The organism is Ruegeria sp. O5, from assembly GCF_056535105.1.
The window spans coordinates 119,403-139,886 of sequence record NZ_JBQERN010000009.1 but is presented as its reverse complement, the minus strand read 5'-3'; the positions used below and the strand labels follow the sequence as shown (position 1 = coordinate 139,886).

Annotated in this window: 24 protein-coding genes; 14 read left to right on the top strand and 10 right to left on the bottom strand. The window is 59.5% G+C overall.

Annotated features, from left to right (window positions below):
* The coding region (locus tag ACR0M3_RS13070) for an EF-Tu C-terminal domain-related protein (protein ID WP_480488341.1) at positions 1 to 191 on the top strand (191 nt) is incomplete at its 5' end.
* Positions 192 to 438: 247 nt separating this feature from the next.
* On the opposite strand, the gene rpe is transcribed toward ACR0M3_RS13070, so the two are convergent.
* Positions 439 to 1,128 carry a ribulose-phosphate 3-epimerase gene (rpe, locus tag ACR0M3_RS13065; RefSeq protein WP_480488339.1) on the bottom strand — a complete coding sequence of 230 codons (690 nt, stop codon included), beginning with the start codon at positions 1,126 to 1,128 and terminating at the stop codon, positions 439 to 441.
* Between the two features lie 163 nt (positions 1,129 to 1,291).
* Between rpe and phnC the strand changes: the two genes are divergently transcribed.
* From phnC to phnE (ACR0M3_RS13045), 4 genes are all read left to right on the top strand, one after another.
* Positions 1,292 to 2,113 carry a phosphonate ABC transporter ATP-binding protein gene (gene phnC, locus ACR0M3_RS13060; protein ID WP_267365713.1) on the top strand — a complete coding sequence of 274 codons (822 nt, stop codon included), beginning with the start codon at positions 1,292 to 1,294 and terminating at the stop codon, positions 2,111 to 2,113.
* Positions 2,114 to 2,180: 67 nt separating this feature from the next.
* Positions 2,181 to 3,083 carry a phosphonate ABC transporter substrate-binding protein gene (phnD, locus tag ACR0M3_RS13055; protein ID WP_480484070.1) on the top strand — a complete coding sequence of 301 codons (903 nt, stop codon included), beginning with the start codon at positions 2,181 to 2,183 and terminating at the stop codon, positions 3,081 to 3,083.
* A 66-nt stretch (positions 3,084 to 3,149) separates the two neighbouring features.
* On the top strand, positions 3,150 to 4,031 hold the full coding sequence (gene phnE / locus ACR0M3_RS13050) for a phosphonate ABC transporter, permease protein PhnE (protein ID WP_480911215.1): 882 nt from the start codon (positions 3,150 to 3,152) through the stop codon (positions 4,029 to 4,031).
* Positions 4,028 to 5,395 carry a phosphonate ABC transporter, permease protein PhnE gene (gene phnE / locus ACR0M3_RS13045; protein ID WP_480911212.1) on the top strand — a complete coding sequence of 456 codons (1,368 nt, stop codon included), beginning with the start codon at positions 4,028 to 4,030 and terminating at the stop codon, positions 5,393 to 5,395. The genes phnE (ACR0M3_RS13050) and phnE (ACR0M3_RS13045) overlap by 4 nt, the downstream gene beginning before the upstream one ends.
* Before the next feature lie 199 nt (positions 5,396 to 5,594).
* Here the strand turns inward: phnE (ACR0M3_RS13045) and phnF are convergent, their stop codons facing one another.
* Entirely contained in the window at positions 5,595 to 6,305 is a 711-nt protein-coding gene (gene phnF / locus ACR0M3_RS13040) for a phosphonate metabolism transcriptional regulator PhnF (RefSeq protein WP_480507125.1), read from the bottom strand.
* 103 nt (positions 6,306 to 6,408) lie between these two features.
* On the opposite strand from phnF, the gene phnG reads away from it, so the two are divergent.
* The 8 genes from phnG to phnN are packed head-to-tail and all read left to right on the top strand — an operon-like array spanning position 6,409 to position 12,005.
* A complete protein-coding gene (gene phnG, locus ACR0M3_RS13035; protein ID WP_480507124.1) occupies positions 6,409 to 6,867 on the top strand; it encodes a phosphonate C-P lyase system protein PhnG in 459 nt (152 codons plus the stop codon).
* Complete coding sequence (gene phnH, locus ACR0M3_RS13030) at positions 6,867 to 7,442, top strand: phosphonate C-P lyase system protein PhnH (protein ID WP_480488331.1); 576 nt, start codon at positions 6,867 to 6,869, stop codon at positions 7,440 to 7,442. Before phnG ends, phnH begins: the two co-directional genes overlap by 1 nt.
* A gap of 3 nt (positions 7,443 to 7,445) precedes the next feature.
* Positions 7,446 to 8,537, top strand: coding sequence for a carbon-phosphorus lyase complex subunit (locus tag ACR0M3_RS13025; RefSeq protein WP_480911208.1), 1,092 nt, complete (start codon positions 7,446 to 7,448; stop codon positions 8,535 to 8,537).
* Positions 8,534 to 9,130, top strand: coding sequence for an HAD family hydrolase (locus ACR0M3_RS13020; RefSeq protein WP_480484063.1), 597 nt, complete (start codon positions 8,534 to 8,536; stop codon positions 9,128 to 9,130). Before ACR0M3_RS13025 ends, ACR0M3_RS13020 begins: the two co-directional genes overlap by 4 nt.
* Positions 9,127 to 9,987: an alpha-D-ribose 1-methylphosphonate 5-phosphate C-P-lyase PhnJ gene (locus ACR0M3_RS13015; RefSeq protein WP_480911207.1), complete on the top strand. Its 861-nt coding sequence runs from the start codon at positions 9,127 to 9,129 to the stop codon at positions 9,985 to 9,987. Before ACR0M3_RS13020 ends, ACR0M3_RS13015 begins: the two co-directional genes overlap by 4 nt.
* Positions 9,984 to 10,754, top strand: coding sequence for a phosphonate C-P lyase system protein PhnK (gene phnK, locus ACR0M3_RS13010; RefSeq protein ID WP_480911204.1), 771 nt, complete (start codon positions 9,984 to 9,986; stop codon positions 10,752 to 10,754). The genes ACR0M3_RS13015 and phnK overlap by 4 nt, the downstream gene beginning before the upstream one ends.
* A gap of 22 nt (positions 10,755 to 10,776) precedes the next feature.
* On the top strand, positions 10,777 to 11,460 hold the full coding sequence (gene phnL / locus ACR0M3_RS13005; RefSeq protein WP_480559827.1) for a phosphonate C-P lyase system protein PhnL: 684 nt from the start codon (positions 10,777 to 10,779) through the stop codon (positions 11,458 to 11,460).
* Positions 11,457 to 12,005 carry a phosphonate metabolism protein/1,5-bisphosphokinase (PRPP-forming) PhnN gene (gene phnN / locus ACR0M3_RS13000; RefSeq protein WP_480911201.1) on the top strand — a complete coding sequence of 183 codons (549 nt, stop codon included), beginning with the start codon at positions 11,457 to 11,459 and terminating at the stop codon, positions 12,003 to 12,005. The genes phnL and phnN overlap by 4 nt, the downstream gene beginning before the upstream one ends.
* Here the strand turns inward: phnN and ACR0M3_RS12995 are convergent.
* On the bottom strand, positions 11,987 to 12,670 hold the full coding sequence (locus ACR0M3_RS12995; RefSeq protein ID WP_480911198.1) for a DUF1045 domain-containing protein: 684 nt from the start codon (positions 12,668 to 12,670) through the stop codon (positions 11,987 to 11,989). The two genes, phnN and ACR0M3_RS12995, sit on opposite strands and share 19 nt — an antisense overlap.
* A gap of 52 nt (positions 12,671 to 12,722) precedes the next feature.
* Between ACR0M3_RS12995 and ACR0M3_RS12990 the strand changes: the two genes are divergently transcribed.
* Positions 12,723 to 13,865: an alpha-D-ribose 1-methylphosphonate 5-triphosphate diphosphatase gene (locus ACR0M3_RS12990; protein WP_480911195.1), complete on the top strand. Its 1,143-nt coding sequence runs from the start codon at positions 12,723 to 12,725 to the stop codon at positions 13,863 to 13,865.
* Here the strand turns inward: ACR0M3_RS12990 and ACR0M3_RS12985 are convergent, their stop codons facing one another.
* The 7 genes from ACR0M3_RS12985 to ACR0M3_RS12955 are packed head-to-tail and all read right to left on the bottom strand — an operon-like array spanning position 13,866 to position 20,359.
* On the bottom strand, positions 13,866 to 14,342 hold the full coding sequence (locus ACR0M3_RS12985) for a class I SAM-dependent methyltransferase (RefSeq protein WP_480488318.1): 477 nt from the start codon (positions 14,340 to 14,342) through the stop codon (positions 13,866 to 13,868).
* Positions 14,343 to 14,352: 10 nt separating this feature from the next.
* Positions 14,353 to 15,108: a polysaccharide deacetylase family protein gene (locus ACR0M3_RS12980; RefSeq protein ID WP_480870830.1), complete on the bottom strand. Its 756-nt coding sequence runs from the start codon at positions 15,106 to 15,108 to the stop codon at positions 14,353 to 14,355.
* A complete protein-coding gene (locus tag ACR0M3_RS12975) occupies positions 15,105 to 16,247 on the bottom strand; it encodes a glycosyltransferase family protein (protein WP_480911193.1) in 1,143 nt (380 codons plus the stop codon). Before ACR0M3_RS12975 ends, ACR0M3_RS12980 begins: the two co-directional genes overlap by 4 nt.
* Positions 16,244 to 16,828: a histidine phosphatase family protein gene (locus tag ACR0M3_RS12970; protein WP_480870827.1), complete on the bottom strand. Its 585-nt coding sequence runs from the start codon at positions 16,826 to 16,828 to the stop codon at positions 16,244 to 16,246. Before ACR0M3_RS12970 ends, ACR0M3_RS12975 begins: the two co-directional genes overlap by 4 nt.
* A complete protein-coding gene (locus tag ACR0M3_RS12965; RefSeq protein ID WP_480911190.1) occupies positions 16,825 to 17,901 on the bottom strand; it encodes a glycosyltransferase family 4 protein in 1,077 nt (358 codons plus the stop codon). The genes ACR0M3_RS12970 and ACR0M3_RS12965 overlap by 4 nt, the downstream gene beginning before the upstream one ends.
* Positions 17,901 to 19,148, bottom strand: coding sequence for a glycosyltransferase family 4 protein (locus ACR0M3_RS12960; RefSeq protein WP_480911188.1), 1,248 nt, complete (start codon positions 19,146 to 19,148; stop codon positions 17,901 to 17,903). Before ACR0M3_RS12960 ends, ACR0M3_RS12965 begins: the two co-directional genes overlap by 1 nt.
* Positions 19,145 to 20,359: a glycosyltransferase family protein gene (locus ACR0M3_RS12955; protein WP_480484051.1), complete on the bottom strand. Its 1,215-nt coding sequence runs from the start codon at positions 20,357 to 20,359 to the stop codon at positions 19,145 to 19,147. Before ACR0M3_RS12955 ends, ACR0M3_RS12960 begins: the two co-directional genes overlap by 4 nt.
* Positions 20,360 to 20,484: the final 125 nt, after the last annotated feature.

Below are 20,484 nucleotides of genomic sequence, written 5' to 3'. Positions count from 1 at the left end.
ACTTCCGGACCACTGACGTGACCGGCACCGTGACCCTGGCGGAAGGCACCGAGATGGTCATGCCCGGCGACAACGTGTCGTTCGGCGTTGAGCTGATTGCGCCCATCGCGATGGAAAACGGCCTGCGCTTCGCCATCCGCGAAGGCGGCCGCACCGTCGGCGCCGGCGTCGTGTCGAAAATCGTAGAATAATCGGTAGGCCGGGCTTCAGCCCGGCACATCGGTTAACGAATGAAGGCCGCTCCATAAGGGGCGGCCTTTTTTAGGCTTTTCTATCGAAGACCGTCGACCTACCCGTAGGCCGGGCTTCAGCCCGGCGCGTCTATGACCCTAATGAAGGCCACGACCAGAACGTCAAGGCAGGGCGCATCCCGACCGACGAATTCAAAGAAGTCTAGCTTTGCGTGAAAAGTAAAATATTCTGTCGAGAGCGGGCGGCTCAGCCCAACCCGCCTTCAGCTGCGGCCCGTACGGCCCGAATATTCTCACCGTAAACCTCGGGCCGATCAACTGATCCGCCTTTGAACACGGCAGACCCGGCCACCAGCACATCAGCCCCCGCTGCGGCAACAAGGGGCGCTGTCTGGGGATCAACACCGCCGTCGATCTCGATATGCACGGGGCGGTCACCAATCATCTGGCGCAATTTGCGGATCTTGCCAGTCATGTCGATGAACTTCTGGCCGCCAAAGCCGGGGTTCACGGTCATGACGCAGACCAGATCGGTGAGGTCCAGCAGATGTTCGACCGCCTCAGCCGGGGTGCCCGGGTTCAAGGCTACGCCTGCCTTCATGCCCGCGGCGCGGATCGCCTGCAGCGTGCGGTGGGTGTGGGCCCCTGCCTCGACATGCGCGGTCAGAATGTCGGCGCCTGCATCAGCGTAGGCCTGGATGTATGGATCGACCGGCGTGATCATCAGGTGCACGTCCATGACCGTCTTTACATGCGGGCGGAACGCTTTGACGGCTGGCGGGCCAAAGGTCAGGTTCGGGACGAAATGACCATCCATTACGTCAACATGGACCCAATCCGCGCTCTGCGCTTCGATGGCCTGAATTTCTTGCCCGAAATTGGCAAAGTCGGCGGACAGAATGGACGGCGCGATCTTGATGGTGCGGTCAAAGCTCATATTGGCCTCGTATCAGCTGAAGAGTCGCGGATGCGTATACCCGTGAGGCGGGGCGATGGATACCCCCCGCACGTGTCGTGCCGTTACAAAACTTTCACTACGCTGACACATATCCGTTGAACGGCATCTGTAGCAGTCCGCCAACATGAATTGGGGGTGGCACGTGCTGCGTATCAAGAAACTGACCAAACGCTTTGGTGACAATGTTGCCGTGAATGCCGCGACGCTGGATGTGGACAAGCCATGCATGATCGGGATCATCGGACGGTCGGGCGCGGGCAAGTCCACCCTGCTGCGGATGATTAACCGCCTGACGGATGCCAGCGAAGGTGAAATCCTGTTTGAAGGCCGGGACATCACCCAACTGAAAGGCCGTGACAAACGCGCCTGGCAGGCCGATTGTGCGATGATTTTCCAACAGTTCAACCTGGTGCCGCGCATGGATGTGGTTTCGAACGTGCTGCATGGCACGCTCAACCGTCATTCGACGCTGGCCGCTATGTTCAACCTGTTCCCGATGGATGAAATTCACCGTGCCATCGACATCCTGGACCGGTTGGGGATTGCGGAACACGCTCCGAAACGGGCCGAGGCCTTGTCGGGCGGCCAGCAACAGCGCGTGGCGATTGCGCGGGCTCTGATGCAGGACCCGAGGATTATTCTGGCGGATGAACCAATTGCCTCGCTGGACCCGATGAACGCACAGGTGGTGATGCAGGCGCTGCGCCGCATCCACGAAGAAGATGGCCGCACTGTCATCGCCAACCTGCACACACTGGACACTGCACGTCGCTATTGCGACCGCGTGGTTGGTATGCGCGACGGGCGCATCGTGTTCGATGGGCTGCCCGAGCAACTGACCACGGGCGTTGCTCGCGAGATCTATGGTGCCGATGCCAGCTTTTCGGAAGAAGCGACATCAACGGAAATCGAAACGCTCGACGCCACGCGAAAGGCGCTGATGGAAGCAGAAGCAACCATTTGAGCCGTCCCAACCCCTTTCATCGCCCGGCCCGATGAGAGGCCGGGGTTATCAAACTGGAGAGAGACAGATGAAAAAACTGATTGCTGCCTTGGTCGCAACCACAACACTGGCCGCACCGGTCATGGCTGAAGAAATCAGCGAGTTTCGTATCGGCATTCTGGGTGGCGAGAACGCTCAGGACCGGATGAGCAAAAACGAGTGTCTGCGCGAATACACCGAAGAACTTTTGGGCGTTCCGACCAAATTGTTTGCCCCTGCCGACTATAACGGAGTGATACAGGGGCTGCTGGGCGGCACGATTGATGTCGCCTGGCTGGGTGCGTCGGGCTATGCCAAAACCTATCTGAGCGACCCCGAAGCGGTTGAGCCGGTACTGGTCAAGGTGAACACCGATGGCGGTTACGGCTATTACTCGGTTGGTTTTGCACGCAAGGACAGCGGCATCACCTCGCTTGAGGACATGAAGGGCAAGGTTTTTGGCTTTGGTGACCCGAATTCGACCTCGGGTTATCTGATCCCGTCGATCGAGATTCCCCAGGCCACCGGAGCAACCATGGAATCGGGTGACTATTTTGCTGAGGTGAAATTCACGGGCGGTCACGAGCAGACCATCGTTGCGGTGAACAACGGTGACGTTGATGGCGGTGTGACCTGGGCTGATGGTCTCGGCGAGTGGGAAGACGGCTATCAGTCGGGCGCGCTGCGCCGCGCTGTGGATGCTGGTCTGGTCGACATGAACGATCTGGTCGAGATCTGGAAATCGGCACCGATCCCGGAAGGCCCGGTTGTACTGCGCAAGGCTCTGCCCGAGGATGTCAAAGCTCAGGTTACCGAATTGTGGAACACGCTGGATGAAAAAGACCGCGAATGTTTCTATGGTGTGGCTGCGGGTGAAGCCAAGAGCTTTGATCCTATCAAGCATGAGGCCTACGAGGTCATCATCGAAGCGCGCAAGCTGAAGTCCAACTAAAACTGCATATCCAATGATCGGGGTCTGGTGATGTACCGGACCCCGTTTTCCCTTCAGGAGCATTCCATGACAGACCTTACCGCAGGGTCCTTATCCGTCGATCAGATCCGCAACGACTATACAGCGATGACACGACGCAAGCGGGTCTATGGCGGCATTCTCCTGATCCTGTTCCTGTCGTTGATGGCAGCAGGGTTTCGCACAGCCGACAACCGGAATGCCGGCAGCTTTGTCGATGGCTGGCACCGTATTCTTGACTACCCCACAGAGGTTCTGTCCGAGGCGGGGGAAAAGATTGCCGAAATGCCAGCCAATCTGGTCTCGTTCTTCCCGGCTCTGGTCGAGACAATCAACATCGCGGCGGCAGCGACGCTTGTCGGCACAATTGTCGGGACGATTTTCGCCCTGATGTCGACACGCGGCATGGCGCTGTGGCCGTCATTTATCCCGCTGTTTCGCCGAATATCAGACATCTGCCGCGCCATTCCCGAGATCGTGATTGCGTTGGTTCTGATCTTCATTCTGGGCGGTGGCCCGGTTCCCGCGATGATCGCTATTGCGATTCACACAGCTGGCGCATTGGGCAAACTGTTTTCTGAAGTGAACGAGAATGCCTCGCTGAAACCGGTGGAAGGGCTGCATTCCGTCGGTGCCAACTGGTCACAGCGGATGTATCTGGGGGTGATCCCGCAGGTCGGGCCGAACTATGTCAGCTATGCGCTGCTGCGGTTCGAGATCAATATCCGTGCCTCGGCCATTCTTGGATTTGTCGGGGCGGGCGGTCTGGGTTACGAGCTGCGCAATGCCATGTCCTGGGGGCAAGGGCGTTATGACGAAGCCGCGGCCATCTTCATTCTTCTGTTCGTTACAATCGTGGTCGTCGACCAGCTGTCTGGCTACCTTCGCGACCGTCTGACCCACGGCTCGGAAAAAGGAGCTTTGGCATGAGCACTTTCGCAACCAATTTGACTGTTGATGACCTCAAAGCCGAAGCAGATCGCTTGTTCAACCGCAAAAGGTTGATGAATTTCGGGTTGCCTGCTCTGGTTTTCGTCTATCTGGTCTATGTCTTCTTTGCTTTTGACGTGTCGGGCCTTGTGGGGCGCGCAAACTGGGCAAATGGCAAGACGCTGGTGGCAGACAGCTATAGCTACAAAACGCATGTCGCGCGGGATAATCGCACCGGTGAAGTGTCTGTCGCCATCGAGGGTGAGCGCAAGGGCGCTTACCCTGAGGGTCAGGCGCCGGAGTGGGTGGCACTGGGCGAGACGACCGTGATCGACCTTGAAAAGGGCCATGTGGTGCGTTTCGGTGCGCAGACGGTGGAATATGACATTCCCGGCTATGGCACCATTCGCGCGACGCCCACGCGTTCGGCCGGTGTGCAGGCCGAGTTGCCGGAGGGCGAGATTCCGGAGCGGATCAATGTCTCTAAAAACCGGCTGTCTGTGACCACGGACGCAGGTCGTTTGACTGTCACCCGCAACCGGTCCGAGGTGTTTCGCTATTTCACAGGTTGGGAATTGTTCTGGTTCACGCTGGACAGCCCTTATTTCGGCAAGTCCTTCCCGGAACTGGCCGGGCTCGCGGCGTCGGGCGAGGCGGGTGCGATCTTTAATGATTTTTGGACCAACAAGATGTGGCGCCATCAGGATGTGGCCTGGGCCATCTTCGAGACGATCCTGATGGCATTTCTGGGCACGTTTGGCGCGGCGATTGTGGCCCTGCCACTGGCCTTTCTTGCGACGCGCAATTTCAACCGGATGAGATCCATCCGCTTTGCGACACGGCGTGTATTCGACTTTGTGCGCGGCGTGGATGCGTTGATCTGGACTGTGGTTCTGGCCCGCGCCTTTGGTCCCGGCCCGTTGACCGGTGCGCTTGCCATTTTGGTGACGGACACCGGTACATTCGGCAAAATCTTCTCGGAAGCACTGGAAAACGTAGATCAGAAGCAGATCGAAGGTGTGCAGTCCACGGGTGCGAACGCCCCGCAACGGTATCGGTTTGGCGTTATCCCTCAGGTTACGCCCGTTTTGCTGAGCCAGCTTTTGTATTTCCTCGAATCCAACACCCGCAGTGCGACGGTGATCGGTGCAATCACAGGCGGCGGTATTGGTTTGCTGCTTACGCAGGCAATCATCACGCAGAAAGACTGGGAAGAGGTGGCCTATTACATCATCCTGATCATTCTGATGGTGATGTTGATGGATTGGTTTTCGGGCTGGCTGCGCCGCCGTCTGATTCAGGGTGAGGCGGGTAAAAAGCGCAGGCCGCGCACACCCGATCCCAAACCGTTCCTGTTGCCCTGAACCGGGATTGGAAGGACAAGAAAACGGCACGGTTCAGTGCGGCGCAACCGTTTGAAAAAGCGTCACAGAGCTTTTGCACGACCGTTCATCCGATTGTCGGATAACGTCGGCCCAAAGGCAGTTTATCCGGATTTCGCGCCATGCCCAACGGGATGAGACCTCCGGCAGGAGGTCGAGATCGAGCGGCAGGGGTTGTGGTTTACTCTTCGTTCAGCGTCAGCGTGACACGCTCACCAGCAAAGACGGTTCGGCCATATTCGACGGGTGCGCCGTCCGGGTCCACGTTGACACCGATCGAAAACAGCACCGGAGCACCTTCGGACAGTTGCAGGTGAAGGGCTTGCGTTGCTGTCGCGCCGCGCGCGGTCAATCGGGTCGAGATGCGGGTGTAGTCCGCGATGCCGCTGCGTTGCAGGGCTTTTGTTACTGACTGGGTCTCGGTCAGCGCCTGTAACAGGTTTGGAAAGCGTTCTGCCGGGAAGACGCTTTGAAAAACGGCTATGGGCTGCCCATCCGCCAGCGATAACCCGTCATAGACATGCACCGGGTCCCCTTTGCTCAGACCCAGTGCTTCGGCCTCGGCTTCATCTGCCGCACGTGTGGTCAGGGCCAGGATTTTCTTTCCCGGTATCTTGCCGCTGGCCGAGACGTTCTTGTGATATCGAACCCTTTTGCCAATCGGATAGTCGGTTGGCCGCGCCGCCACAAAAACGCCCGCACCGCGCCGGGCATGAACCAGACCTTGTTCCGACATGTCAGCCAACGCGCGCCGCACTGTGTGGCGGTTGACACCGTATTGGGCGGCCAGCTGCGCTTCGGTCGGCAGGCGGTCACTGGTTTGATACCGCCCTTCGGCAATGTCCGAGGTCAGGCGCAGGGCAATGCTTTTCCAGATCGGCGTTTTGCTCATGTCACCAAATCTTCACACAGTTGGAGATTGCGTGTTGCGCACACGCAGGTTAATATTTGTCTAGTTGTATAGTTCATATAGACAACCCGGCCAAGAGGCTTTGATGACAGATCAGACAGAAATCGCGAACGGGGCGCGCAGGGATTGGATGGGATTGCTGGCCCGTGCACCTGACGACACCCTGATGACCTTGTGGGACGGGATTGAGACCCGCCCGAGCTTTGACTGGCTGCGCCGCCCCGAGGTCGGGAGCGTGATGGTGCGTGGTCGCACCGGCGGCACCGGAGCGCCGTTCAACCTGGGTGAAATGACGGTCACGCGCTGTTCTGTGGTGTTGCAGGATGGAACTGTTGGTCACGGTTATGTTCAGGGTAGATCGAAACCCAAGGCCGAAGCCGCAGCATTGATTGATGCGATGATGCAGACCGGGGCAGCGGATGAGGTGCAGGCGCGGCTGCTCGACCCGCTTCAGCAGCAAATGCAGGCGGTCAAAAGCACTCGCGCGGCCAAGGCAGCGGCCACCAAGGTTGAGTTTTTCACGCTTGTTCGGGGGGAAGATTGATGGCCGCGCAAACACAGTTTTCCGGGGGCTTTGAAAACGCACCTGTCGATGCTGCACATGCGTTCCGCGCTGCGATGACCGTCATGGCATGCCCGGGCGACATACGTGTGCTATCGGGCGGCGAACCTCCAGCGCCCCTGTCCGTGGCGGCCGGTACACTGCTGCTGACGCTGTGCGACCCCGAGACCAGGGTTCACCTGGCCGGAGGCACCGATACCGCCGCAATCCGCAATTGGCTGACATTCCACACGGGCGCCCCGCTCGTATCCGCAGCAAAGGCTGATTTTGCCGTTGGCACGTGGGAGGCATTGGGACCGCTTAACGCCTATCGCATCGGAACGCCGGAATACCCGGATCGTTCTGCGACCCTGATTGTGGAATGCGACCGGCTAGAGCAGAGCGGTGCCGTTCTGAGCGGCCCCGGCATCAAAAAGACCGCGCGCCTGTCTCTGCCGGATATTCCGGCGCTTCAGGGGAACGCGATGCTCTACCCTCTGGGGTGCGATTTCTTCTTTACCTGCGGCAACAGGGTTGCGGCCCTGCCACGCAGCACGCAGATCACGTCGGAGGCGTAAGCGATGTATGTTGCTGTCAAAGGGGGTGAAAAAGCTATCGAGAACGCCCATGCCTGGTTGGCCGAAGAACGCCGGGGTGCGACCGATGTGGCGGAGCTGAGCCTTGCGCAGATCCGCGAACAGCTGAGCCTTGCAGTGAACCGGGTCATGGCGGAAGGCTCGCTTTATGACCCCGATCTGGCTGCGCTGGCGATCAAGCAGGCGCGGGGCGATCTGATCGAGGCGATCTTTCTGATCCGCGCCTATCGCACCACGCTGCCGCGTTTTGGCTATTCCAATCCGGTCGAAACGGGTGAGATGGCCTGCGACCGCCGGATCTCGGCCACGTTCAAGGATGCGCCGGGTGGGCAGGTTCTGGGACCGACGTTCGACTATACGCATCGTTTGCTGGATTTCAAATTGGCTGCGGATGGTGATGCCCCGAATGCTCCGGAAGGTTCTGCACGGCAGGAACCGACGCCGCATATCACCGAATTCCTGAAGGACGAGGGCCTCATTCAGGACGAAGAAGCAAGTGATGACACCCCCGGCGACCTGACGCGCGAACCGATGGAATTTCCTGCCAGTCGCCCGTTGCGCCTGCAATCGCTCACTCGCGGGGATGAGGGTTTCGTGTTGGGCATGGCTTATTCCACCCAGCGCGGTTACGCACGCAACCACGCGTTTGTGGGTGAATTGCGGATCGGCAAGGTTGCTGTTGAAATGGACATCCCCGAGTTGGGTTTTGCCATAGATATCGGCGAGGTCGAACTGACCGAGTGTGAGACGGTGAACCAGTTCAAGGGTTCAAAAACCGAGCCGCCTCAGTTCACGCGTGGTTATGGTCTGGTCTTCGGTCAGTCTGAACGAAAGGCCATCGCGATGGCCTTGGTTGATCGCGCACTGCGGTGGAAAGAACTGGGCGAAGACTATCTGGGCGCGCCTGCGCAGGATGAAGAATTTGTTCTGAGCCACGCGGACAACATTCAGGCGACCGGTTTTCTCGAACACATCAAGCTTCCGCATTACGTGGATTTCCAGTCCGAGCTTGAACTGGTCCGCAAACTGCGCCGCGAGGCTGACGCGCGGATCACGTCAAAGGAGGCTGCGGAATGAAGGCTGTTGTTTTTGATATCGGCAACGTTTTGATCCAGTGGGATCCGCATTTGGCATGGCTGGATGAGATGGGTAGCCGCGAGGCGGTGGCAGAGTTTCTCACTCGTATCGATTTCCCCGAACGCAATCTGCGGGCCGATGGGGGTGAGGATTTCGCTGATCTGGCTGCTGAACTGGAAGATGCTGACGACCAGCGACGCCTGAGTTCTTATGTTGAGCGCTATGCCATGACCGTCCCACACAAGATCGAGGGAACTTGGCGATTGCTCCATCGTTTGAAAGAACAGGGCACCCCGGTTCATGCAATCACCAACTGGTCAGCGGAAACATGGCCCGTTGGTGTTGGTGTGCATCCTGAACTGGGCGAGGTCTTTGGCGTGACCGTAGTGTCAGGTCAGGAAAAGCTTTTGAAACCGCAGCCCGAGATTTTCCGTCGGATGTGCGACCGGGCCGATCTTTCCCCTCAGAACTGTATCTTTGTCGATGATAGCCCAAGAAACGTGGATGGAGCCCGCGCCGTTGGCATGGACGCCATACATTTTACCAGCCCTCAGGCCTTTGAAGTAGCCTTAACTGCGCGGGGATTGCTATGAGCGCGTACAACTTTGCATATCTGGACGAACAATCTAAACGGATGATCCGCAGGGCCATCCTGAAGGGCTTGGCTGTTCCAGGGTATCAGGTGCCCTTTGCCAGCCGTGAAATGCCGATGCCTTATGGCTGGGGCACCGGAGGGGTGCAGGTCTCGGCCGCGACGCTGACGCCTGAGGATACGCTCAAGGTCATCGATCAGGGTGCGGATGACACGACCAACGCAGTGTCGATCCGCAAGTTCTTTGAAAAGACCGCAGGTGTGGAGACGACCGAGGAAACCGAGAAGGCGACGGTGATCCAGACCCGCCACCGCATCCCCGAGGCGAAGCTGCGCGAAGATCAGATTATCGTTTATCAGGTGCCGATTCCGGAACCTCTGCGCTTCCTCGAGCCGCGTGAGACCGAGACACGCAAGATGCACAGCCTTGAAGAATATGGGCTGATGCATGTGAAGCTATATGAGGATATCAGCCAGCACGGGGCGATCTCGACCGCTTACGCCTATCCGGTGAAAGTGTCTGGCCGCTATGTGATGGACCCGTCCCCGATCCCGAAATTCGACAACCCGAAGCTTGAAATGGATGCAATCCAGCTGTTCGGTGCCGGGCGCGAGCAGCGCATCTACGCAGTGCCGCCACATACCAGGGTCGTGAGCCTCGATTTCGAGGATTACCCGTTCGAGGCCACCAAGGCCGATCATCCCTGTGACCTGTGCGGGGCCGAGGACAGCTATCTGGATGAAGTCATTTTGGATGATGCGGGCAACCGAATGTTTGTCTGTTCGGATACCGATTATTGCCGGTCGCGCCGCGCGACCGGCCATGTGGGCCGCTTGGCCGGAGAGGACGCAGCATGACCCCCCTGTTGCAGGTCAAGGGCATCGAAAAGCTCTATGGAGCGCGGATCGGATGCACGGATGTGACTTTTGATCTCTACCCCGGTGAGGTGATGGGCATCGTGGGCGAAAGTGGCTCGGGCAAGTCGACCCTGCTGAATTGTTTGGCGGGTCATCTGGTGCCCGATGCGGGGCAGGTGATCTTTGACACGCGCGCGAACGGGCCGGTGGATACGGTGACCATGTCGGAGCCCGAACGCCGGATGTTGAGCCGTACCGACTGGGCCTTTGTGCATCAGCATGCACGTGACGGGCTGCGGATGTCAGTTAGTGCCGGAGGCAATATTGGTGAACGGCTGATGGCCGTGGGCGAGCGCCACTATGGTGACATCCGAGACAAGGCCATTGACTGGCTGGGCCGGGTCGAGATCGAGGCGGCGCGCGTTGATGACCGGCCCACCGCGTTTTCGGGCGGGATGCAGCAACGTTTGCAGATCGCCCGTAATCTGGTGACTGGCCCGCGACTGGTGTTCATGGACGAACCGACCGGGGGGCTGGATGTCTCGGTTCAGGCGCGATTACTGGACCTTTTGCGCGGCTTGGTGCGTGAATTGGGGCTGAGCGCGATCATCGTGACCCATGATCTTGCTGTGGTGCGCCTGTTGGCCGACCGGTTGATGGTGATGAAGGATGGTCATGTGGTTGAGGCCGGGCTGACCGATCAGGTGCTGGATGATCCCCAACACGCCTATACGCAACTGCTAGTGTCCAGCGTTCTGCAGGTTTGAGTATTTGGGAAAAGGTGAAGCAATGATTGAACTGATCAATGTGAGCAAAAGCTTTACCCTGCACAATCAGGGCGGTGCTGTTATCCCGGTGATGGAAGGCGCGTCGTTGAGGGTTGAACCGGGTGAGTGCGTTGCTTTGACCGGGGCGTCTGGTGCGGGCAAGTCCACGCTGATGCGCGTGATTTATGGCAACTACCTGGCGGCCTCTGGTCAGGTGCTGGTTGGAGGTCTGGACGTGGCAAAAGCCGAGCCGCGCCAGATCTTGACCCTCCGCCGGGAAACGCTGGGCTATGTCAGTCAATTCCTGCGGGTCGTGCCGCGTGTGCCGACGCTGGACGTTGTGGCAGAGCCTTTGCTGGCCGTGGGTTGCGACAGAATTGAGGCGCTGGAGAAATCAGCCGGGTTGCTGAAGCGGCTGAACATTCCTGAGCGCTTGTGGACCCTGAGCCCTACAACCTTTTCGGGCGGCGAACAGCAGCGGGTGAACATTGCACGTGGCTTTGCCCATGACTACCCGGCGATGTTGTTGGACGAACCGACGGCAAGCCTAGATGCGCAGAACCGCGAAACCGTGTTGTCGCTGATTGAAGAGGCAAAAGGGCGTGGCGCGGCGATTGTCGGGATATTCCACGACCTTGATGCACGTGAGAGTGTCTGTGACCGCGAAGTCAATGTCGCTGACTTCACACCGGAACTGGCGGCATGACACTTGCCCCTGTCATAGCGATTGTTGGCCCTTCGGGCGTTGGCAAGGACAGTGTCATGGAAGCGTTGGAGGCACAGGCACCTGGCGTCCGGCGCGTGCGGAGGGTGATCACCCGCCCCGCAGGCGAACAAGGCGAGGATTTTGACCGGGTTTCGGTTGCAGAGTTCCAGCAGATGGAACAGGCAGGCGCTTTTGCGCTGAGCTGGCCTGCGCATGGTCTGTTCTATGGTATCCCAGCCGAGATTTTGCGACAGCGTCAGGGGGCGAATGCGGTTCTGGTCAATCTTTCCCGCAGCGTTCTTTTGCAGGCGCAGAAGGTGTTTGGAGATCTGATCGTGATCTCTCTGACAGCAGATGCCGGGATTTTGGCGAGGCGCCTGTCCGCGCGGGGACGGGAAAGCGCAGAAGAGCAGGCGCGGCGGTTGTGTCGCGCCAACGCGAAGTTGCCGGATGGTCTGAACCGGGTCATCGAAGTCGACAATTCCGGCACGCTGGAAGACACGGTCGCCGAAATCCTGCGCCGTCTTCAACCGGAAAGCGCGTAGCGATGGATCAGGTGAAACCTCCCATCTTCGGCTTCGCCCACCAGGGCAAGATCAGTGATCTGGAAGGGCTGTGGCAGCAAAGGGCTCAGATGGGTTTGCAGTGCTTCTTGGGTTGCCCTGAGGGTTGGTTTGTCCAGTTTGCCGCTGAGCGTGATGTGAAATCGAAACGCGTCCAGCACGTAGGGATAGCCCCATTGGATCAGATTGTCGTCCTGTTCGGGGGTCAGCCCGGCGGTGCGGCGGCGCGTCAGTTCGGCCTGAGTGGCAGGTGCGCGAAACCGATCGAGGTCGCGAACACAGGCCGCGGCCAGCGCATTCAGCGCCTGCGTTTCACCCAGCGGGCACAGGGCCAGAAACCGGCCAAGGCGGGCAATTTCCAGACCATCGAGTGTGACAGGCTGCCGAGTTGCAGCCAGCGCAATGCACGCCTGATGCAATGCGTCAAAGGTCAGGCCATCGCGCAACCGGAACGGCGGTTTCAGGGTCGCGTGCAGCCCGTATTTGCGCGGCACCTCAGTGACGGAGGCAATGTCGATGCCACCCATGATCGGATGCGCGACCTGCATTCCTTTTGCCATGTCCCAGCCCAGCCAACTGGTCGCAAATTTCGTCCAGGCCGCCCCGGCGGGTGGCGCAAAATAGATCGCGTATCGCGTGAATGTCACATTGGCCTCCTATTAAGTGGCCTTCCAATACCTCAGATTGCGTGAAGTTCAGATGACAGAAGACTTGATCCTTGCCAATGCCACGCTTGTGTTGCCGAATGAAACCGTGACCGGTTGTGTTCGAATTGCGGGTGACACTATCATCGAAATCGACACCGGGCGTGCAGTTCCCGCTGGTGCGATAGATTGCGAAGGCGACTATGTCAGCCCGGGTCTTGTCGAGTTGCACACGGATAATCTTGAACGCCATATTCAGCCGCGCCCCAACGTGCATTGGCCCCATGCTGCCGCCATTTTGGCCCACGACGCGGAACTGGCCAGCGTGGGGATCACAAGTGTGTTCGATGCGATGCGGGTTGGTTCGATCCCTTCCGGCGCCGGACGGTACAGAAAATATGCCCGCGGCCTGTCGCGGGAGTTGTGGGATCTGCGCGAGCAGGATGCGCTTAAGATCAGCCATTTCCTGCATTTGCGGGCAGAGGTCTGTTCTGAGACACTGATCGAGGAACTGGACGAGTTTGGACCCGAGGACAGGGTTGGTCTTGTGTCCATCATGGATCACACCCCCGGCCAGCGTCAGTTTCGCGACATGGGCAAGTTGCAATCCTATCTGAAGGGCAAATATGCCATGGACGATGATACGTTCTTTCAGCATGTAGCCCAGCTGAAAGGCCTTCGGGATCGCAACGGTGATGTGCACGAGGTCGAAACCGTCAAAGCCGCGCGCCGATTTGGAGCCGTTCTTGCCAGTCATGACGATACGACCGAAGATCAGGTGAAGGTCTCGGCGGGTCACGGCATTCGGCTGGCTGAGTTCCCCACAACGGTTGAGGCCGCAAGAGCGTGCCATGATCGCGGCATCAAGGTCATGATGGGTGCGCCAAACGTTGTTCGCGGAGGCTCTCATTCCGGGAATGTTGCAGCCCGAGAATTGGCCGAGCTTGGGCATCTGGACGTAATGTCCTCGGATTACGTGCCGTCGGCCTTGTTATTGTCTGCGGTCATGCTGGGTGAAATGTGGGGCGATATGGCGCGTGGGATGAAGACCGTCACATTGGCCCCGGCGCAGGCCGCCGGGCTTGGGGATCGTGGCGAGTTGCGCGCCAATGCCCGCGCCGATGTTATCCGTTTCCGGATGCGCGCAGGTGTGCCAGCCCTCAACTCGGTTTGGGCGCGCGGTCGCCGTGTAGCGTAATCAGGCCGTATAGAACAGGTAACGGTCCGGTGCGATCGTCTCGGGCCCTTTGATCTGGTTGAAGCCGACAAGGGGCTGGCCGGAAATCAACAACCCACCGGGCTGCATGACTTGCGCGATCAACGGGCTGAGGCGTGCGGCTTCGGCCACATCTTCGTGTTTGATGCCGCGTCCGAAATCATAATGAGCCAATGCAATCCTGTGCCCCTCGGCCATCAGCCTCCGCAGCATGGGTTCAGCTTCGCCTTGCAGGAAATCTTCGGCCGGTGGCGTGCTGTCAGGATGGCATTGCAGCACTCGATCCATCACCCAGATCCGGCGGTTCGGCAGGATCTCTCGCAGGTGGTCATAGGTGCGACCATTGCCCAGCCCCATATCCAGCACGTCGCCAGTTTGGTCACTGATCTGTTCGGCTGCCCAGTTCAGCCCGTCACGTTGGGCCGTCAGTCGGCGCAGCATGGAATCCAGTCGGCTCATGACGATGTCCTTATTCGTTCTTCGGTGCGACCCAGAGTGTGGCAGGACCGTCCAGCAGATGTTTCAACAACGCCTCGGTAAAGGCCCAGATGTCCTGATCATGGACCAGGTGATGGGTCAATACTCCAAACGGCTCGGCGTTGTCTGCGCGGCCTTCGCGCCTGTCCCGCAGGAGGTTAACTGTCTGAGCGATCAGGTGGTCCGGAGAGATCAGACCGCGTGAACCCCGCCAGCCAATCGGGTCAAGATGTGTGTTGACCTGCTCAAGCCCCGCAGCCGCCATTTCCGTTCTGCGGGGCGTTGCCGTGGAAAGAATTCGGTATCCCAGTGACGGAAGGTGTTCGATGACTTCTGGTGCAATGCGGTTCCACGGAGGGACAAACATCGGCCGCAGGGTGTTGCCGAACAAGGCGTCAAGGCATGACAATCCTGCCGCAGCATCCGCAACAACCTCGTCCAGCGGACGGTTGAGACGAAACTCGGCTTTCTTCTCACCGGCAGGCGCATGGTTCTTGTGGGACCACCCGTGGACCACAGGGATGAGAGTTTCGCCGCGCACAACATAGTCAGCCAGCGCAGGGGTTGCCGCATGGGGAATGACGGCCAGATGTACCGGCAGGCCCAACTGCGCGGCCAGATCGGACAGCCGGTCCAACTGTGGTGTCGGGTCGATCGCGTCATCGTCTCGCCACCACAACGGCAACGAAAGGCCCGCTGCATGCCAATGGGTCAGCTCGACCTCAAGTGGGTGCCAGTCCGGGTTCATTTACGCCGTTCCAGCAGGTGCTTGGCGATCTCCACGGTTTGGGCCGCGCCATCAAATCCGAAGTCCTGCTGCGCGCGGGGTCCATCTGAAATGACGCGCTCTACGGCCTGCGCCAACGCCTGCCCGCTCAGGGTTCGGCTGAGAAGCACCTCGATGGCTGGCAAACTCGACAGGCTTTGCCCACGCAGCCCCTGTTCAACCTCTTTGCCATCATCGAATGGGACAAAAACAGCGGGTGTTCCGCTTTGCAGAATATCCATGGCGGTGTTGTAGCCGCACATGCTGACCGATGCCGCTGCATGGGGCAGCATCTGGCGAAAATCGGGGCGCACAGGTTCCAGAATTGCCGAGGTTTCTTCAGCCAGTTGGGACAGCTCTGCGATCCTTGCCTTGGCATCCGTCCCGCCGATCAACAGGCGCCAGCGCCTGTTGGGCATCTGGCGGGCGGCCTCGATGGCCGCGCGAAAGATCGGTTGCCCCACAGAACCGCCGCCGGCGCTGACAAGGATTTCGCTCTGCCCAACGGACTGCGGATGCGGTAGAGGCAGTTCCGGCGCCACAAAGCCGGTATAATGCAGCCGTTCCGCCAATCGGTCCGACACCGGCCAACTGACCGAAAGCGGTGTGACACTTTCGGTCGAGTGAACAAGAATGCCGTCAAAAAAGCGGGTGACGATATCTTCTGTCCGCTGGGCCTTGGCAGGTTTGGAAGGCGGGGCCAGAATATCCCGGATCGATCCCAGGATGATCGGAGGCCGAGGCAGGACCCGTGCCGCATTCAGGGCCGCGTCGAACTCCGCTGCCAGCGACCGGCGACCAAAGGGGTAAAGCTCGGTTACCAGGATTTGCGGCTGAAAGCTGTTTACCGCCTGCACCATGGCTGTCACACGCGCGCGCTGATAATCCGCGTCAGCCTCGACGCCGCTTTCAGTCAGAAGCCGGGTGAAATTGGTTCCATCTGATCTGAGTGGCGGCAAACCGAACAGGGTTAGCCCGCTGCTGTCCAGTTGAGGCGCAGGCATCCCGCCCGAGACGACCATGACTTGGTGGCCGTCATCCCGGAACGCCCGGCCCAACGTCAGGGCCCGGCTTAGATGCCCTGTTCCCAAAAGGTGCGTGACAACGATCATCACCTTCATGGCATCGGCCCATGTTTGATCAGGCGAACGGGGTCCGGGTCTGCGGTCATTGTGTCCATATCAACGATATACAGCCGATTGCGCTTGATCTTGAAGGGGGCGGGACCATCAAAATCCCAACCCCACGCCTGGGCGAGAATGACCCGCATGATGCCAATATGGCAGACCGCGACTGTATCCTGTCGCAGTCCGGACACCCAGGGGCGCAGCCTGGTCCAAACCTCGGCAGGGCTTTCACCGTGAGGCGGGCGAAATTCCCAGCTCCAGTCTTCGATATGGCGATACCCGCTGGTTTCATCGGCGATCAGGTCGACACCTCGAAGCCCCTCCCAGTCGCCCCAATTCATTTCAATCAGCGCGTCCGAGGTTTTCGTTGCGCGCCCAGACACGATCCGCGCCGTTTCACTGGCGCGCAGCAACGGGCTGGACCAGATATCAGCGGCGGCCCATGGGTCAGGCAAGCGATACCCGGCCAGTTCAGACCGCGCGTCCTCATCCAGCGGAATATCACTGCGCCCCTGAATGCGCCCTGCGCGGTTCCAGTGGGTATGCCCGTGGCGAAGCAGTGCAAGACGGGTCATGATACATCCTTCAACAAGGGCCGAAGATGCGCCCACAATCGCTCGGTCGCCTGAGGCATAAGATGGCGCCGTGCCACATAGCTGCGCGCATTCGCCCCAAGCGCACGGCGCTGCGCGGTATCCTCCAGCAGGTTTTGCATGTGATCAGCAAGCCCTTTGGCCCCAGCATCAACCGATGGGTAAACCGCAGGTGCCAGCACATCCCGAACGCCGGGGCGGTCCTGTGCGATCACGGGCAGGCCTGTCGCCTGCGCCTCAAGGTAGACCATCCCATAGGCTTCGTTCACGCCCGGCCAGACAAGCAGGGATGCGTGTTGGTAGATTTTCTGCAAGGCCGCCCGGTCGAGCTGGCCCAGAAAGTGCACCCGGCTTCCGAACGGCACCATCAACGCTTCAACATCCGGCCGCGCCGGACCGTCCCCCGCGATGTTCAGGTTCCAGTCACATGTCAGGTGCGAAAGGGCCTCGGCCAAAATCCGGTAGGACGCCAGCTTGTCCCCATGCCGCATCATTCCGACAGTAAGCATGGGGCCGTCCCCGGCCGTAGCCACAGGCAACACGGTTTCAGGCAGAAATGGCGGCAATTCAACCAGTGCCTGCTTGCCAAAACGGTCCCGTTCCAACGTAATCAGGTCATTGGCTGTGTGGTAGAAAATGATATCCGCTGCATCACACGCCTGATGCGCTGCTTGGGCGAAATCGGCCCACGGCCCGTTCAGCCTGCTTGATGCACGCGTGCTTTCCAGTTGCACATACGGGATGCCGCGCGCCTGGCAGACCTTGGGGCCCAGCAGGTCGGGTGCCTTGTAGTAATTGTGATAAGTCACCCACAGATCTGTATCAAAGGGCAATTCGGCGCTCAGCCGCTGTGCTTCAATCTCAGCCGCGCGAATAAGGGTTCTCTGTAGGTCCCTGTCCCCGTTCTTGTCGTAGACGCGCAGGTCCGAAGCCAGTTCGACCTTATTCCCCTGCGCCGCCAAGGCCAGCATCAGGTTTCGCGCCATTTCGCGATCGCCCGAGGGTTTCTGGCTGCCGGGAGATTTCATTGGCGCATAAAACGCAACCCGCGCCATTACGCGTCTTCCATGCTCAGGGTTTTCAGCCGGGCCGACAGCCGTGCAATACCGGGGTCCATTCGAAAATCTGCAATCAGGCGGTCATAGGCTGCACGCGCCATAGTTGCAGCCGTTTCCGGATCAGTGGCCAAAGCTGAAATGGCTGAAGCCAATGCAGCCGGGTCGTCATCAGACAACACGCCATGCGTTCCGGATTGGATGAATTCCGGGATGGCCGAAACCGGTGTCGACAGGATCGGCAAAAGCTGGGATGCGGCCTCCATCAACACGTTCGGCAATCCGTCCCGGTCCCCGTCCGCAGCAATCCGGCTGGGCAGGACAAACAGGTCGGCCCTGCGCATGGCATCGATCACCTCTGGCTGATCGCAGGCTCCCCTCCAGGTGATGCGGTCCACGATACCAGCAGCGCGCGCCTGCGCCCGTAGCGTGTCACCAAGGCCTCCGCCGCCAATGTGGGTCCAATGCCAGTTCAGGTTCTCCGGCAGCAGCGTGAATGCCGCAATAAGGCGGTCAAAGCCCTTCTTTTCAACCAGTCGTCCAACGGAAATCATGTGAAACGGGTCACCAGCGGCACGTGTCCCGCGCTTTGGCGGTTCGGGGAAGCGCGACAGGTCCAGACCGTGATAGATAAGCTCCACGCGGTTGGGGTCATCAGCGAGGCTGCGCAGGTGTTCCGCGCCGATTGCCGTGCAGGTGGCCCCGAAAGCGGCCCCATATGTTGCGGCCTGCAGCTTTTCACGCTTTTCCCAATCCGGTGAGGTCCAGATATCCTTGGCATGGGCAGAAAAGCTCCATGGCAGACCGCGCATGATGGCCGCATATCGGGCGACCGACGAGGGGGTGTGCATGAAATGGGCATAGAGCCCCTGCGTCTGGGCGGGTAACTCGGCGGCCAGAACACATGCTTGCCCGAACCGGCGGATGCGGTTCGGCGTCGGGTCGCGGCGCAGGTCGTGCCGCCAGATCTTGTAGGCTTCGGCATAGCCGGGCAGGTCTTGGGCGGCAGCGCGGGCCGCCCACACCCGCTGTGGCTCCTCATGCAGGTATTCTGGCAGATAGCGAACCTGCCCCGAGAAGCGGTCGTGCAAAGGGTGACGTTTGGTGTCGGTTGGATGGCGCAGAGACCAGATGTCAAATCGGTGCCCGGCTTCCTGCAAGGCAACAAGTTCCTGCGCGATAAATGTTTCGGACAGTCGCGGCCAGCCTTTGACCACAACCGCCAGATTGGGAGAGGCCGAGTTCATCCAGTGGCTCGTTTCTGTTCCCGTGTCAGCAGGCTGTCAATGCGGTCGGTGACATAGTCCAAACCATCCAGCAATCCGCTTTGGATGGCCTGCGACGGCACAGATTGGTGCGGCAGGTTGCGGATGGCACGGATCATTGCGTCGGGTGTCAGGCTGTCGCGTTGTTCGTCCAGCATCTTGACCAGCCCCAGCTCTTCTGCGCGTGAGGCCCGTATCCACTGTTCCAGACGGGGTGTGGTGCGTGGAACGATGACGGCCCGTTTGTCAAAGGACAGGACCTCGCAAAACGTGTTGTAGCCGCCCATGCAGACCACGCCTTCGGCCCCGGCAAACAGCGTTTCGATCTGCGATTCAAACCCAACCGCAGTTACACGACCATTCAATGCGGCAACCCGTGCTTCGAAATCGTTGCGCAATTCACCCGACAGGAACGGGCCATAGACCAGCACAGCACGCGGCGACAGGTCTGGATCTTTCTCGTAGGCGGACAAGACCAGGTTGACCAGTGCCTTGCCATCGCCACCGCCACCGGGTGTGATCAGGATATAAGGTTGCTGAGGCGGTTCACCGACCGGGCCGAGGTCGCGGCGCAGATATCCCGTCCAGTGAATGCGGGATCGCGCTGACGCGCTTAGCGGCAAGCCTTGCGTCGGGTCGTAGATCGATTGCGATCCGTAAACCCAGATCTCATGATAGAACCGCTCGGTCGCCTCGATGGCTTCTTTGCGCGCCCATTCGGCGGCCAGCACTTCGGGTTCGTCCAGCACATCACGCAGGCCCAAAACCAGTTTCGTTCCGCAATGGCGTTCGAGGTATTTCAGTGTCGGCAACAGCTCACCCCGGAACCCTGTCGGTTCCTTGTCGACGACCAACACATCGGGGTCGAATTGCTGAACCGCAGTCTGGATCAATCCCGCGCGCAATTCGGTTACTTCGTCGATCCCCATTCCGATTGTGCGCGCGGCATACGATCCGTCCGCGCGCTTGGTCACACCGGGCAGGCGCACATGGTCAACGCGGCGGGGAAAGGTAAAACGGCCTGCCACGGGCGAACCCGTCAGGATCAGCGCCGAGGCGCTTGGGTCCGCCTGCGTGATTGCCGCAGCCAAGGCGCGGGACCGGCGCAAATGCCCCAGACCGAACGTGTCGTGGCTGTAAAACAGGATACGCGGCGCGCGGTCCGGTTTAGAATTGGTTGTGCCAAGGCTCATAGTGTTGCCCGTCTTCTTGATCCCAGAGCGAAATCCGCGCGTTCGCAAGCGTTACTGTATATTTCAATCCCACGCTTGCCAAAGGCGGATTTGCGCACTTGCAAATGTTTCAAGCATTGCGATTT